Origin of the sequence: Dokdonia sp. Asnod2-E02, from assembly GCF_045063915.1 — a bacterium.
Classification (GTDB): Bacteria; Bacteroidota; Bacteroidia; order Flavobacteriales; family Flavobacteriaceae; genus Dokdonia.
Window position 1 is genome coordinate 96,134 of sequence record NZ_JBEFNX010000005.1, and the last position, 15,074, is coordinate 111,207.

The following is a 15,074-nucleotide window of genomic DNA, read 5'->3' on the forward strand; positions in this document are numbered from 1 at the left end:
AATGCTTATGTGTACTAATCTCAAAACACTTTCAAAAAATATAGAAGGAGAGCTCTCATACTGCAAGGGGTGTAAGGTATATCATCTTTATTTTAATAATATATACCTTCAGTTTACTCCTAGAGAGTTTAAGGCGTTTACCAAGTTTGTGTATGAGATAGATATAGATTACTGGGAAGCTTCTTGCCAGCGCGCATTGCTCAAGCGTAAGATACCTATACAATCTATGCAACAAAATCTGGCAATGGTTTTTAATCAAAGCGAGCTTAACGCACTTAAGGACTTATTAAAAGTTAGGACCAAAACAAACCGTTTACTCAAGCCTCACGAGATAGACTATATCTCTTTTCTAAATTAAACAAGCGTTAGATTTTCTTTAAGGATGTCCTTGAGTAAAAAAAATGAGTAATTGAGAGCATTATAATTACGACATTTGCTAAGTATTTCAAATTCAGCATATAAGTTGTTGTAAAGTAATATACTAGTAGAAAATATCATTTTGCTTTCGCGAAAGCGTAAAAAACACCCATTTTTACCACTCGTCGACACTTTTCTACCATCCGTCTACAGTAAAATGTGTGTTCAACTATTTTTCATCTAAGAATCAATTTTTAATATTCATATTTGTTGACATTTAAAAATAATGATTTGGGGTCAAAAAAATTAAAAGTTCTTTTAATAGAGGACGATGCTATTGAAGTTATGAAGCTTAAGAGAGCGATAAAAAAGCTCGAGATGCAACACGACCTCATAGAAGCAAAAAATGGAGAAGAAGCGCTTGCTATTCTTAAGGATGAAAATGTGGTTCCAGATATCATATTTTTAGACCTCAATATGCCACGTATAAATGGCATTGAATTCTTGAAAATTTTAAAAGAAGATGAGGTGTTAAGGTATTTACCTACCATCATACTTACAACATCAAGTAACCGAAAAGATGTACTAGAGTGTTACAAACACGGAGTTGCTGGTTATATCTTAAAGCCGCTTAAGTATGATGATTACGTTCAGAAAATAGAACGCACACTTAATTACTGGAGTCAGAACGAACTAATAAAAGCATAATGAAAGGAATTGTATTTACAGAATTTTTAGATCTTGTAGAAGATAAGTTTGGACTAGAAATGGTTGACACGCTTCTTTCTAACTCAGAACTTCCGTCTAATGGAGTTTATACCGCAGTAGGTACTTATAGCTTTGCAGAGATGGTGAGTTTACTTACTAATCTAAATAAGGAAACTGGTATCGCTATAGACGACTTATTATTAGTTTATGGAGAGCACTTTTTTAGTGTAGTAAAGAAGAGTTACCCAGAGTTTTTACTTCAATTTAAAGATCCTTTTGATATGCTAGGATCTATAGAAAACCACATACACGTTGAGGTTATAAAAATATATCCTGATGCAGAGCTGCCTACCTTTGAAATTGTTAAACAGACTGAAAATGAGCTGGTAATGATTTATACATCTAGTAGGGCTATGCACTCTTTTGGTAGAGGATTAATGAATAAAACATTTGAGCATTTTAATCAAAAAGCTACTATCTTAGTCGAGAAACTAAACGATAAGGGTACTGAAGTTAAATTCAGTATCACTGCAGATGAGTGAAGAAAAAATAAAAATGTATGAACGAGCGCTAGCTCGTGAAAAGGCGGCCCGAAAAGAGGCCGAACGTATTCTTGAAGATAAGTCTCGTGAACTTTTTTATAAAGGGCAAGAGCTACAAAAGGCAAATGAACAACTCGAAGGCCTTGTGCGGGAAAAAACCTCAGAACTTAAAGGGGTTTTTGAAAACATAGTTGATGCTTATGTAGTGACCAATCTTTTTGGTGACGTTTTAAAAATGAATGAAGCTGCAGAGCAGTTACTAGACTTTAATCTTTCAGAAAAGAAAAACCTCCTAGACACTTTACATCAAGATGATGTAGAGAAGGCTGCCACTGCTTTTCAAAAATTATACAGCACAGGCTCTCTCACAGGTTTTAATGTAAGGATTGTCGCTCACGGTAAAACAGTACTACTTGAACTCAATGCAAGTATCGTTTATGATGAAAATCAAATCCCAATAGCTGCACAAGGGATTGTACGTGATATAACCGCACAAAAAGCCGCAGAGCGTAAACTTCTCAATTCAGAAAATAGACTCTCTGCAGTGATCTCAAACCTTGAGAGCGGGATATTACTAGAAGACGAAAACAGAAAAGTAGTTATTGCAAACGAGCGTTTTTGCGACTTCTTTAATATGGCTAGTACTCCAGCTGAGCTCATAGGTCAAGATTGTACTAATGCAGCAGAGCGATACAAACACCTTTTTGAAAATGAAGAGCGTTTTGTAACTAGAATTAACACACTTATTAAACTTAAGGAGCAAGTAGTAGGTGATGAATTGCACCTCAAAGATGGCAGAATATTAGAAAGAGATTTTATACCCATCTATGAAGAAGGCATTTATAAAGGTCACCTTACCACTTACAGGGATGTAACATTACATAGAAGGTTTAGAAAAAATATTGAGGCAGAAAGGGCTAAGTACAGTAGTATCATTGCAAATATGGAGCTAGGTCTTGTAGAGGTAGATAATGACGACAAGATTCTTATGGTAAACCAGAGTCTTGAAGAAATGTCTGGTTATACTGAAAATGAATTAATAGGCAAGAAGGGTAGTGAAGTACTTCTTGATGAGAGCTCAAGACAGGAACTCATAGAAGAAAATCAAAAACGCCTTGAAGGCTCATCAAACTCTTATGAGGTAGTCGCAGTGACTAAAAAAGGAGAAAAGAGACACTGGCTTATAAGTGGAGCGCCAAATTATGATCTAAGTGGTAATATTATAGGCTCTATAGGTATCCATCTTGATATTACAGCTATTAAAGAACTTGAATTACAAAAAGAGAGTTTATTACAAAAGCTAGCTTCTAGTAATCACGAGTTGCAAGAATATGCACACGTAGTTTCTCACGATTTAAAGTCTCCATTGCGTAGTCTTGATGCCCTATTAACCTGGGTGAAAGAAGATAATGCAGATGTACTGTCAAGCGATAGTTTAGAAAACTTAGACTTGATGGGTACCACGTTAGAGAAGATGGAGCAACTCATATCTGATGTGCTTGAATACTCAAGTGTCTCATCAGATGATAAAGAGGAGGAAGATGTATCTGTCTCTGGAGTAATAGATGATATAGAAAAGTTACTCCACATCCCTGATAATATACGTATAGAGCGAGAAACCACTTTACCTATTTTAAAAGCAGATAGAGTGCGTATACAACAGCTCTTTCAAAACTTAATGAGTAATGCCATACGTTACTCAGATAAGGAACAGGGTGTTATTAAAATAGCTTGTAAAGAAGGAAAAACACATAATACCTTTTCTGTGTCTGATAATGGGATAGGTATTGAGAAAGAATATCATCATAAGATATTTGAGATTTTTCAATCACTTAACAAACACAAAGATTCTACAGGTATAGGGTTATCAATAGTTAAGAAGATAGTAGACTTGTACTCTGGTGAAATTTGGTTAGAAAGTATACCGGGAGAAGGAACAACATTTTTCTTCACATTAAAAAAATAATAATATGAAAACAGTACAGTTACAGCGACAAAAAGATAAAGAATGGCAGTACCTGTCTGAAAATGTTTCATTAAAATCGCCTTTGGTTCTCGTTTTTGGTAACAGGTATTTGCTTGAGGATGCTGCTATTTATGAAGAAGTACGATCACTGTTTCCAGATGGTCACCTCATTTTTGGTTCTTCTAGTGGTGAGATTGTTGCTGGTGCGGTAAATGATGAGCACATTACAATTACAGCAATTGAGTTTGAAAAGACGCGATTTGAAGTACAAACAACGTCTATTATAGAAGCTCATAATGATAGTGAGCAAGCAGGGAGAACTGTGGTAGATAAGCTTAGTAAAGAGGGGCTTAAGCACATTTTTGTAATTTCTGAAGGTAGCTCTGTAAATGGATCTGCACTTACAAAAGGAATGCAAGAGGCCGTACCAGATGTTCTTATCACTGGAGGTCTTTGTGGTGATGATGCTCGTTTTGAGAGAACACTAGCATCTTATAATGAACAACCTAAAGAAGGGGAGATTATAGTTATAGGTTTTTATGGAGAAACCTTTGAAGCCTCCTTTTCAATCTATGGTGGTTGGACGCCTTTTGGACCAGAGCGACTTATTACTAAGTCTGAAGGAAACGTTCTTTATGAAATAGATGGAAAACCGGCATTAGATTTATACAAGAGATACTTAGGAGATAAAGCAGCGGAGTTACCTGGATCTGCACTAATATATCCGCTCAATGTGAAAAGTCAGGAAAATGAACAATCTTTTGTGCGCACCATACTTAATATAGATGAGGAGCAAAATGCGATGATACTTGCTGGTGATGTTCCTGAGAAGGCTACAGTACAACTTATGATGACTAATATGGATAACATAGCCATTGCATCAGAGACCGCAGCAAATAGAGCGATGGAAGGAAGGAAAACACCACCAGAGCTTGCGCTACTTATAAGTTGCATAGGGCGTAAACTCGTACTAGACCAGCGTGTAGAAGAAGAGGTAGAGGAGGTAATGAGCGTGATAGGTAATGATACCACCATAGCCGGTATGTATTCTTATGGTGAGATTGCACCATTTTATGGTGAGCAAAGTTGCAAATTGCATAACCAGACAATGACTATCACTTTAATAAGCGAATAGATGAACCCGCTCTTAAAAAGACAAATACGAAAATACCTCCCTGATGATCTTAAGGATAGAGAGGATCTAGCTGTGTTTATGGATGCTATTAGTGGCTCTTATGACACCTTAGACAATCAGTTCAAAATGACCCAGAGAGCAATGATGCTCAGTTCAGAAGAGCTTTTTGAGGCAAATAAATTATTAAGACAAGAAACAGCTCAGCAAAAGTCATTACTAGATAGGTTACAAGCTGTAATTCATAAAGCAAATCCAGATAATATTGATGAGAATGCAGAGGAGAGAAACCTAGCAGAGTACATAAGTGAGCAAGCAGATGAGCTTATACGAGTTAATGAAAATCAAGAGTTGTTATTACAAGAACTTGCATTACAAAATCAAGAACTTAACGATTATGCTCATATCGTTTCTCACGACTTAAAATCACCACTACGTAGCATAGAAGCTCTCATAAGCTGGCTACAAGAAGATTATGAAGAGGTACTGGGTGATGACGGTAAAGAGCAAATAAAACTCATCGTATCACATCTAGAAAAGATGGATGCCCTTATCTCTGGTATATTGAGCTACTCCTCTATAGATAAGGACTTACGCAAAGAGCGAGAGCTAGATCTTAATGCATTACTAGATGAAGTAGTAAATCTACAAGCTGTCCCTAGTAATGTTGAGGTGATTATAAAAAAGCTACCCACGATCGTGGCAGATAAGGTAAAAATCCAGCAATTATTTCAAAACCTCGTAGGTAATGCCATTGCAAATATGGATAAACCAGAAGGTAAGGTGACGGTAAGTTACGAGATAGTCTCTCGGGCTCCCAGATTTAAAATAGCAGATAATGGTAAGGGTATCAACAAAGCCTACTTTGAGAAAATTTTTCAGATTTTCCAAAAATTAGATAGTAATACCTCTGGTACCGGCATAGGCCTCTCCATAGTAAAAAAGATTGTAAGCTTTTACGGTGGTAAGATCTGGCTTGAGAGCGAAGAAGGAGTAGGAACAACTTTTTATTTTACATTACCACATACTACATAAATGGAAAAGCCTAATCTAAGCTACATACAAGAACTTTCAGGTGGAGACGCATCTTTTGAAAAAGTACTCATCGGGGTAGTACAAGCAGAGCTTCCTGTGGAGATCGCAGAGTATGAAGAGAATATGAAAAATTCCGCTTTCGCGAAAGCGGCAGAAAACGTACATAAAATCAAGCACAAGCTAGGTATAGTAGGCCTCGTAGATGGGTACGAACTTGCCATCACTTATGAAGCCGAACTTAAAGAAGATAACACACGCTTGGAACAAGCATTTAAAGACATCTTAAATAGCGTCATAGATTTTATAAAAGATTTATAATCTGTAAATTGCATATACAACAATAAATGCCTCATATGTTGAATTGTATAATTGTAGATGATGAAACTGCTGCGAGAACTATAGTCTCGCATTTATGTAGTCAAGTAGATAACCTTACTGTAGTAGATGACTTCCCTAACGCGATGCAAGCGATTAAGTTTTTAAATAAAAACGAGGTCGATCTTATATTCTTGGATATACATATGCCAGATTTTACGGGTTTTGACTTTATAGACTCGCTTAAAAATCCACCAAAGATTGTTCTCACCACTTCAGACCGTGACTTTGCTATTGAGGCTTTTGAGTACGATTGTATTGTAGATTACCTAGTAAAACCTATTACATTACCTAGATTCCTTAAGGCAATGCAAAAGGTAGAAAGCTTTAAAGCACCTGTGGTTCAAAAAGCAGCTCCTGTTGTACAAGAAGCAAAGCAAGAAGAGTCAGAAAAAGAGATGTATGTAAATATAGACAGGCGTCTCATAAAGATTGTATTTGATAACATATTTCTTATCGAGGCAAAAGGTGACTACGTACTCATAAAAACCGAAGGGAAGAATTATACAGTACACTCTACACTTAAAAAGATAGAAGAAAAACTGCCAGACAGCTTGTTCTTAAAAGTACATCGCTCTTATATCATTAATATTAAGAAAATAGTTGATATTGAGGATAATAGTGTCCTTATAGCAAGAGATGTAATCCCTATAAGTCGTTCTAATAGACCAGAACTTATGAAGCGCCTTAACTTGTTGTAAATTAGGTATTTCCATTCGTCTACAGTAAACTGCCACTCGTCGATATCACGACTAGTGCTATCGAAAATTAAAAAATACAGAGTATAAACGACCTAATTTTGTTTCTATAATCAAATCCATAGAAGCACTATGAAATCAAATCTTTACTCACTAGCACAACAAGTTTTCTTAGTAGCTTGCTTAGTATGTACTTTTAATGTAAGTGCACAAGACACTCCATTTAACTGTGATTACAGTGCATACTTATTTCAGTATAATGATGTATATGCGATTGATCTTGCCTCTGGAAACTCTTTTCTAGCGGCCGAAAATATAACTACTGGTAACATTAACGCTGCAGCATATAACCCTGCAGATGGTTTTATATGGGGGTATTTATCTAGCCCATCAAAATCTATTGTTAGAATAGGTCAAGACTTTAACACAACCGTTTTTACTATAGATGCACTTACCACAGGTAATAAGTATATAGGAGACATAAGCGCTACGGGACAGTATTACTTTAAAGCTGGTGGTAGTACGTATTATAAAGTAGACTTAGACCCAACTTCAAGTACATACACAGAGTTTTTAAGCACAGAGACGCTATCACAAAGCATTAACGTGCACGACTGGGCTTTTAATGCGGTAGATAATCAACTATATACTGTAGAAAAAAATTCAAACATACTATACCGTATTAATCCAGAAAATGGAGTAGTGCAGTCACTTGGTGAAGTACCTATCTTATCTGGTCTTAAATACACCTATGGTGCTGTATATTTTGATGCATCAGGGAGATTTTATGTCTCTGCAAACCAGACAGGAACTATCTATGTAATACAAAGTGTGCAAGACCTAACGGGAAGTAATAGTATGGACTCAAACCTCTTTGCTTTTGGACCATCTAGTAATAGTAATGATGGCGCTCGTTGCCCTACTGCACCAGTGTTACAAGAAATATGTGATAACGGTATAGATGATGACGGAGACGGTCTTACAGATTGTGAAGATCCATCTTGCTCTGGATATGGAGACTGTGCAACTATAGATCCAGAAGCTTCTACTGGTAATAAGGGTGGTCTTGAGAGTAACAATAGATTATCTAATGCGATTGCAAAACGTAATTTTAACCGTGCAAAAGAGAGCTATACATTTAATAAAGACCTAGCCCCACTTAAAGAAAAAACAGCAAACTATGGAGTGAGAAATGCACAGTCATTTACACTACAAGATTTCATCCCTCTAGAAGAAATAAATGAAGACTATGTAGTAGAGTCTACTCCAGAAGACCTTGTTGATATTACAAATGCTACAGAAGTATATGCTGTAGACTATATTAAAAATGACATTTCTACCGCTTCTATACTAGCACTCAAAACTGAGAATGGCGTATATGAGCACACTAAGTATATCTGTGATCGTTTACTAGGAGCAGAGCTTACCTCTGTGTCTACCATAGAGATTAATGGACAGCAGTTTATCAAATCCCTTATAAGAAATATAGACGGCAGTGTAGAATTTGTTTTAAGCCTTTCGGCGAAAGAAGTAAATAACGGAGCAGAGTTTGCCGTAGAGAGCCACTGGAATCTAGATCGCTATGAAGAAGAGGTAACTTTTTACAACTTCCAAATATGGGCAAACTCAATAGATGACCTTCATAAACTAGGACAACAATTATTAAACTTACTTGAAGTACAAAAACCAGTAACATCTTATGAGGTAACAACACCACCTACAGTTTTTGTAAAAAGCGGTAGCTATACAAATGGTGCATTACAACTACAGATTGTAAACACAAATGCAACAGAGAGTGTAACCTTTGATGCAGGTATAAGAGCTACAGAGACAAGTGATCTCGTGACAACTACCTCTATAATAGATCTAGGAGAACAGTACATCACAGAAGTTACTATTGACACTGGTTATTTATTTGACATAGGCTTTAGAATAGGAGATGGTATAAACACACCAGATGATTTATTTCTATCTGATGGGCCTTGGGGAGTAGATGCTTCACAAGATGGTACAGAAGTACTCTCTTATGAGATTACAGAAAATGAAAACACTTATAGTGATGAGGTATATGCTATAGAGCGTAACCTTGCCTTCACAGCAACAACGACGAGTTATGTAGGAGCCTACAGAGCACTTACACCACGTTTTCAGGCAGTAGATGTAAGTAACTATAGCGCACTACAGATGAGTGCAAAAGGAACGGGTAACCTAGAAGTAACCTTTGTAAAAGCAAGCATAGAAAACTGGGAAGAACAGTACAAAGCAACCATTGAGCTTACAGATAGCTATCAAGAGATAGACTTCTCACTAGAGAACTTTGTAAACGGCTCTGGAGCACCACTAGTACTTGATGATCTTGTAACGATAGTATTTACAATGGTATCTCAAGACGGAACAGCACAAACTAAAGAGATGTTCCTTAATGACATAAGATTTGCAAACTCAGAAGCCCTTTCGGTAGAAGATGTAGATGCTACAGTAGAGGAGCTAGCTTTAACAAACTATCCTAATCCTTTTATAGGAGAAACTACGATAAGCCTAGCAAAAGCGAGTGCAACGGTACAAATCACAGTAGTAGATATGCTAGGACGCATAGTAGACACGCAAGATATAACAACAAATAATGGAGGGTTAACAGCTGTATACACAGCTCCAAACCTACAGACAGGCATCTATACCTATAAAATAATAGATAGTGCCTCACAACAACACAGTGGCAAGTTTGTCATAAAGAGATAAGTAAGTAGTTTTTTTGATTTGATTTGATGTTTGGCCATCACCGGGGACGGTGGTGGCTTTTTTTTGTGGGGTGGGGTGATAGGTTACACTGCTTAGTAAGCTTTATAGCTACGCTCTATCGGTGGTTGTAAATCTCACAAGTTCGCTTTCGCGAAATCATACCTCAAGTAAGAGAAATAGAAAGAACTCATCACGATGGTAAACAAGCTCTCAAAACAAATGTTTATCCATATAAAAATAGAATGGCAATTTGACAAGAGTTCTAGATTAGGAATAGCAAAGCTAAAGTAGGCTTGTCTTTAATAAAGCTCTATGTTTCACGTTCGTTTTCTATCCGCTAAAAATGAAAATATAGTTTTCATTTTTTTCAGCACGAGTTAGTATTGATTTGAGTTGTTCAATTCCCTCAGCTATGTGCTTTTTGTTAAACGCTTGCTCATCGGATTCAGCATCGTTCCAAACTTCAGGGTAAATTGCGTTTTTATTTAGCTCTGTTGAGTTATACTTATCAATAAATTTATGGGTTGGGATTGAATTTAAAACTGTATTTATATCCTTTATCACTTCAAGATTTAAATAATTAATAGAGTTATCCTCAATCTCTGAAAAATCAATTTGAGTAAAATCAATATTTTCATAATTTACAGGTTCACCTAAATACTGCTTTGGACTAAAAATTTCATCAATTTTTTCCGTCATATTTTTATCAATAGTTTTTTTAAGAATAAATTCAATTCCAGAAAAATTCTTCTCAAAGATTTCGTATGATTTAGATATATCCGGTTTAAATAATGAAGGATCCCTTTCTATCCTGATAAAGTCAGATATATTTATTTCATAAAGTGTAGTGCTTTGTGACATTTATACTTTTTCTAGTGACTCACAACGGACTTTCAAATAAATTAATGGCAGCTCCCGATAATAAACAAAATTGCTGGATTACCTTAATTTGTAGTCTCAATTATTTACTCTAAATATACAGAATAGTACAAGTCTAATGCCTCTTAGAGTACTTCTGTTTCACAATTTATATAAGATCAACCTACTTTATAACAATTAAAAAAACGCCCAGCTGGGCGTTTTTTTAATATCAAATAGCGTCTTCAAGATTACATCTTTATAATTCCTTTTTCAAGCACTTGCCATCTCAGCTTTAAACCTACTTCCATAAACTCAAATCCTGCTGCGGTTGCAGAGGCAATGTTACTGTACTTACCGTAAGCACCCATCTGGAAGCGGTTTGATATCGCATATTGTACTTTGGCTTCTACGCGAAAAAGAGTAGTAGCCTCATCATCTTCTACTACTTGTAAACCTCCTGCTGCGTTTGCTGCATAGCTCCACTTTCCTGCTTGACCAGTAAGATCTAAAAACAACTCAACTGCTTGGTATTTTGATGGGCTAAAATATAACGTAGGTACTTGATCCTTAAAACCTACATACTGGTAATTGATACCACCCTTGAGAGTTGGGTTTTTTGTAAAGTTGTAGTATAAAGAAGTAAATAGTAAGTTACGAGAGTTTCCATCTGTTTGCTGCGTGTGCATTAAACCAGTGTACCACCCTAGATTTATGTTTGTTCCCATATTGTAATTAAGGGAATAGTTATTCATAAAGATTTTTTCATCTAGCAGTGCGGCGTTAAAATCTTGTAACGTCCTGCTGTAACCCACCTCTAAAAACTGAAGCGGAAAAGGTCTTGACTTTACAAAAATAGATCCATTTACATCTGTATACTCATTTGCATCTGCATCTGCTTTTACAAACCCTAGTGTTCCTTCTAGCCAAGTATTATTTATAACTCTGTAATGAGCTCCAAGGCTTGCATTTGTGTTATAAGCCATCGTGTTTGTGGTCATATTTTCGGTAGTACGGTAGTTATAAGAAAATATAGCCTTAAACCTACTTGTAAATGGCAAGGTAGCGGTCAGTCCAGCCGAGTATGCTTGGTTATCACCATTATCTTCGGTGTATGCAGCTCGTGTTTCAATCACGGGAGCGAGGCTACTTTCTATTGTTTTCATTAACCCAGTAGCATCTTTCTGGTTAGGGTAGAAGGTTAAGGTATTTTTCGCGAAAGCGTAAGCCTCATCCAGATTACCCTGTGCACGGTATGCATTTGCAATCCCAAGATTCCCGTCAAAAGAGGCACTGTCCTTCTCAAGGATACCGTTATACACCTCGATACTCTTTTTAAAAGTCCCCGTGTACATCCCTAAAGTTGCCTTAAGTGCAGCCACACGCGCATTAGTCGGGAAGGTGCTTTTAAGATCTGCAATGGCAGTTCTTGCTGTGGCATATTTTCCGTTCCAGATGAGCGCTTGTATGTAGCGCTCGTTTGCAGTAATGATTTTTGTAGTGTCCGCTTTCGCGAAATTAATACTCTCCTGCGCCAGTGATAATGCGAGGTTGTCGTCCTTCTGTAAGTGAGCAACTAATGATTTACCCACTTGCGATGTTAAGGTATCAGAAAGCTTGCTGTACATCGTATTTGCATTCTCATAATCCTTCTTTGCGATATAGGTATTTGCAAGCGCGCTTATGATTTGCTGATCGTTAGGCATATCTTCAAGAGCACTTTTAAGTAATTGTATTGCCGCATCATATTGAAAGGCAGTTGTGAGTTGGTTTGCCTTACCTAAACGCATAAATTTTTTTGACACCGCAGCATTTGCATTACCAGGTTGTACGGTAAGTGCCTTGTTTACATAAGCGATTGCCGCGTCATATTCTTTAAGGTTAGAAAGCGTGTTTGCATAGCCGAGTAGGGCAGAGAAGCTTGTACTGTCTTTGGCAACGAGGGTTTCATAAAAGTCTTTTGCAGCGCCAAAATCACTATCCCATAAAAGAGACTCGGCGTAGTTTAGGCCCACTTCAAAATCTGTAGGGTAGTCTGCTTTAAGGTTTGTAAAAAGTGTTCTTGCTTTGCCACTCTCACCACTCAAACCCAGAGCACGACCGTAACAGAGTCTTGCCGTTTTATTATCCGGGTAGTCTTCAAGCACATCTCCAAAAAATGTTTTTGCCTCCTCATATTTCCCAGTTTCTAATAAAGTGAAACCAGCAGACATATCTTGGCTGTATGCTGTTGCACCTAGTAGGAAAAGAATAATATATGTTAGTTGTCTCATTGCGTATGTTTTACAAGTGCAAGTTATGGCAATATACAAAGGATTCAATCTTAATATATCTGCAATTCGTCGACACTTATCGTCGACTGGTGGAGGTTGCGTAAAGTGTGAATGGAGTTTTGAGGGAAGTGAGCTGTGAATATCTCCCCAAGGTTCTATTTATTGTTCCTAAAGTCACTTGCCTCCAACATCTCCCCAACCCCTCTTCGAAGAGGGGCTTTCATCTTTGTGTGCTCCTCCTCTTCGAAGAGGAGGCCGGGAGGAGATGTTTTGAGTTCGAGTGAGAAGTTAGTTGCCAACATCTCCCCAAATATGCCTTCCTCTAATTCATACTTCACTCGTCGGAGGCAAGTTCAAAGAGGGGCTTTCATCTTTGTGTGCTCCTCCTCTTCGAAGAGGAGGCTGGGAGGAGATGTTTTTCCGTTTGAGTGAGAATTTAGTTGCTGACATCTCCCCAAATGCGCCTTCCTCTCGTTCATACTTCACTCGTCGGAGGCAAGTTCAAAGAGGGGCTTTCTTCTTTGTGTGCTCCTCCTCTTTGAAGAGGAGGCTGGGAGGAGATGTTTTTGGGTTTGAGTGAGTAATATATAAATGCCAGAGGAGATGTTTTTGGGTTTGAGTGAGAACCACACCCCAACCACCAAAACCCACTCCTTATATAGTATCACATTAAACTTTCGCGAAAGCGACATTATCACAAAATATGCTTTAAAGATAAAACAGGACCACTCGTCTACAGTAAAATTCTACTCATCGAAATTTCAACCGAAAGCCTCTTAATTGCTCGCATATTTGTACCAGAAACAAACAACAAAACAATTATGGGACTTACAATAATAAATAACTCAAACACATTAAGAGTAGTACACAACGCTAGAAATAGACAAGCTAGTAACACATTAAGTGTAGTACACAGAAAGGTAGATAAGCCGGTTATCCAGTTAATGACTTATTAATCATTAGTTATGATCGCTATACAACACAAAATCAAAAAGATACTCTCTCCCGAGCAAATATTTATGCTCAGCGCCTTTGTGGTAAACGGAGGAAACTACCTCTATAATTTAGGACTGGGTAGAGTATTAGGCCCTGGCGCCTTTGCAGATGCTGCTATACTTATCACCTTGCTACTTGTACTATCATTTGTTGCAATGACTTTTCAGCTAGCAGTTGCAAAGTTTACAACGGAGTTTGACAAGTCAAAACAAGAAGCATTTGTACAAAGAGCTTATAAACAAGCTACCACCTTTGGAATCATATTGGGTGCGGCAATTGTAGTTTTTGCAGGATCGCTGCAAACACTTTTTCAAACAGAATCTTCTGTAATGTTTACCATTTTTGGAATAGCAGTCCCACTTTATTTCATAATGAGCGTAAACAGAGGAAACCTTCAAGGACGTAAATCCTTTATTGCATTATCAATCACCTATCAATTGGAAATGGTATGCAGACTCGCACTTACATTTGCATTATTACTTTTCTTCAATATAGAATCGTCTGTCGCGGTAGCTACAGCAATCGCAATCTCTTTTATAGCAGGTGTATTTCCATTTAAAAAATTAACGTCTAAAAAGGCAGTGCAATCTGCCCTTACCTCAAAAGAGAGCAAGGCAGTTATGAACTTCTTTGTACTTACTGCGTGCTATGAGCTTACCCAAATCATTTGTAACAACAGTGATATACTCTTAGTAAAACACTATTTTCCATCTTATGATGCAGGATTATATGCATCTCTAGCGCTTATAGGTCGCGTAGTTTACTTTGTAACCTGGATGTTTGTAATGTTACTATTACCTACAGTAGTTTCTATGCGCAAGGAAGGTAAGAACTCTGTACCTGTACTTATGAAGTATGTAGGGTACATCACAGCCCTTGCTAGTGGTATTGTGTTATTTACATTTCTGTTTCCATCATTTGCAGTACAAATATTATTTGGAGAACAGTATATGTCTATTGCTCCATTATTAGGTTGGTATGCACTTGCGACATCTTTTTTTGCCCTATCTAACATTTTTGCCTACTACTATCTATCCCTAGATCATTATAAACCTATTGTAATTGCTGCCATTTTTGGAGTGTTACAAATAGTGTTAATCATATTATTCCACGATTCATTGTTTGAAGTTGTTTTAGCCCAAGTAGTTGCAATGGGAAGTTTACTCATTGCTCAATTACTTTATTTCTGGAAGATGCAAGTAAAGTAACAGTTTCCCCAAATTGTAGTTGCCCTCTTACATAAGCATTTGCTTTTGTGAGAGGGTTTTTGTTTTGACTAACTCAAGCCTATTAGGGAGGTCTATAAGATCCTTTTATATACTCCTTATCTATATCAAATCTCTATCTGGTGATATCTAATCTTAGTTACTGCATTATAGTGACTTAGCCTATGTG

Annotated in this window: 13 protein-coding genes; 11 read left to right on the forward strand and 2 right to left on the reverse strand. The window is 37.1% G+C overall.

Features of this window, described 5'->3' with window-relative positions; all coding sequences use genetic code 11:
- Nucleotides 1-7 precede the first annotated feature (7 nt).
- The 9 genes from ACJJVM_RS00420 to ACJJVM_RS00460 all read left to right on the forward strand — a co-directional run bounded on the left by ACJJVM_RS00420 (nt 8) and on the right by ACJJVM_RS00460 (nt 9,552).
- Nucleotides 8-358 carry a DUF6686 family protein gene (locus ACJJVM_RS00420; RefSeq protein ID WP_298351133.1) on the forward strand — a complete coding sequence of 117 codons (351 nt, stop codon included), beginning with the start codon at nt 8-10 and terminating at the stop codon, nt 356-358.
- Nucleotides 359-648: 290 nt separating this feature from the next.
- Entirely contained in the window at nt 649-1,065 is a 417-nt protein-coding gene (locus ACJJVM_RS00425) for a response regulator (protein ID WP_298351130.1), read from the forward strand.
- Nucleotides 1,065-1,607 carry a heme NO-binding domain-containing protein gene (locus ACJJVM_RS00430; protein ID WP_405210405.1) on the forward strand — a complete coding sequence of 181 codons (543 nt, stop codon included), beginning with the start codon at nt 1,065-1,067 and terminating at the stop codon, nt 1,605-1,607. Before ACJJVM_RS00425 ends, ACJJVM_RS00430 begins: the two co-directional genes overlap by 1 nt.
- Nucleotides 1,600-3,573 carry a PAS domain S-box protein gene (locus ACJJVM_RS00435; protein ID WP_405210406.1) on the forward strand — a complete coding sequence of 658 codons (1,974 nt, stop codon included), beginning with the start codon at nt 1,600-1,602 and terminating at the stop codon, nt 3,571-3,573. Before ACJJVM_RS00430 ends, ACJJVM_RS00435 begins: the two co-directional genes overlap by 8 nt.
- Nucleotides 3,574-3,577: 4 nt before the next feature.
- Nucleotides 3,578-4,708: an FIST signal transduction protein gene (locus tag ACJJVM_RS00440; protein ID WP_405210407.1), complete on the forward strand. Its 1,131-nt coding sequence runs from the start codon at nt 3,578-3,580 to the stop codon at nt 4,706-4,708.
- A complete protein-coding gene (locus tag ACJJVM_RS00445) occupies nt 4,709-5,740 on the forward strand; it encodes an ATP-binding protein (protein ID WP_405210408.1) in 1,032 nt (343 codons plus the stop codon).
- Nucleotides 5,741-6,058 (forward strand): Hpt domain-containing protein, encoded by a 318-nt coding sequence (locus ACJJVM_RS00450; protein ID WP_298351116.1) that lies wholly within the window; start codon nt 5,741-5,743, stop codon nt 6,056-6,058.
- A 38-nt stretch (nt 6,059-6,096) separates the two neighbouring features.
- Entirely contained in the window at nt 6,097-6,816 is a 720-nt protein-coding gene (locus ACJJVM_RS00455; RefSeq protein ID WP_298351391.1) for a LytTR family DNA-binding domain-containing protein, read from the forward strand.
- 129 nt (nt 6,817-6,945) lie between these two features.
- On the forward strand, nt 6,946-9,552 hold the full coding sequence (locus ACJJVM_RS00460; protein WP_405210409.1) for a DUF6923 family protein: 2,607 nt from the start codon (nt 6,946-6,948) through the stop codon (nt 9,550-9,552).
- Between the two features lie 330 nt (nt 9,553-9,882).
- On the opposite strand, the gene ACJJVM_RS00465 is transcribed toward ACJJVM_RS00460, so the two are convergent.
- A complete protein-coding gene (locus tag ACJJVM_RS00465; RefSeq protein ID WP_405210410.1) occupies nt 9,883-10,413 on the reverse strand; it encodes a DUF1877 family protein in 531 nt (176 codons plus the stop codon).
- Nucleotides 10,414-10,661: 248 nt separating this feature from the next.
- On the reverse strand, nt 10,662-12,683 hold the full coding sequence (locus tag ACJJVM_RS00470) for a tetratricopeptide repeat protein (RefSeq protein ID WP_405210411.1): 2,022 nt from the start codon (nt 12,681-12,683) through the stop codon (nt 10,662-10,664).
- Nucleotides 12,684-13,504: 821 nt separating this feature from the next.
- On the opposite strand from ACJJVM_RS00470, the gene ACJJVM_RS00475 reads away from it, so the two are divergent.
- Together ACJJVM_RS00475 and ACJJVM_RS00480 are read left to right on the forward strand one after the other, a co-directional pair.
- The gene (locus ACJJVM_RS00475; RefSeq protein WP_405210412.1) at nt 13,505-13,639 is read left to right on the forward strand and encodes a hypothetical protein; all 135 of its coding nucleotides are present in this window, start codon (nt 13,505-13,507) and stop codon (nt 13,637-13,639) included.
- Between the two features lie 9 nt (nt 13,640-13,648).
- Entirely contained in the window at nt 13,649-14,887 is a 1,239-nt protein-coding gene (locus ACJJVM_RS00480) for an oligosaccharide flippase family protein (protein ID WP_298351105.1), read from the forward strand.
- The last annotated feature ends 187 nt before the right edge of the window (nt 14,888-15,074 follow it).

Coding starts and splice junctions, on each gene's coding strand:
- ACJJVM_RS00420 (WP_298351133.1), top strand. CDS start 8: ATGTGTACTAATCTCAAAACACTTTCAAAAAATATAGAAGGAGAGCTC.
- ACJJVM_RS00430 (WP_405210405.1), top strand. CDS start 1,065: ATGAAAGGAATTGTATTTACAGAATTTTTAGATCTTGTAGAAGATAAG.
- ACJJVM_RS00435 (WP_405210406.1), top strand. CDS start 1,600: ATGAGTGAAGAAAAAATAAAAATGTATGAACGAGCGCTAGCTCGTGAA.
- ACJJVM_RS00440 (WP_405210407.1), top strand. CDS start 3,578: ATGAAAACAGTACAGTTACAGCGACAAAAAGATAAAGAATGGCAGTAC.
- ACJJVM_RS00445 (WP_405210408.1), top strand. CDS start 4,709: ATGAACCCGCTCTTAAAAAGACAAATACGAAAATACCTCCCTGATGAT.
- ACJJVM_RS00450 (WP_298351116.1), top strand. CDS start 5,741: ATGGAAAAGCCTAATCTAAGCTACATACAAGAACTTTCAGGTGGAGAC.
- ACJJVM_RS00460 (WP_405210409.1), top strand. CDS start 6,946: ATGAAATCAAATCTTTACTCACTAGCACAACAAGTTTTCTTAGTAGCT.
- ACJJVM_RS00465 (WP_405210410.1), bottom strand. CDS start 10,413: ATGTCACAAAGCACTACACTTTATGAAATAAATATATCTGACTTTATC.
- ACJJVM_RS00470 (WP_405210411.1), bottom strand. CDS start 12,683: ATGAGACAACTAACATATATTATTCTTTTCCTACTAGGTGCAACAGCA.
- ACJJVM_RS00475 (WP_405210412.1), top strand. CDS start 13,505: ATGGGACTTACAATAATAAATAACTCAAACACATTAAGAGTAGTACAC.
- ACJJVM_RS00480 (WP_298351105.1), top strand. CDS start 13,649: ATGATCGCTATACAACACAAAATCAAAAAGATACTCTCTCCCGAGCAA.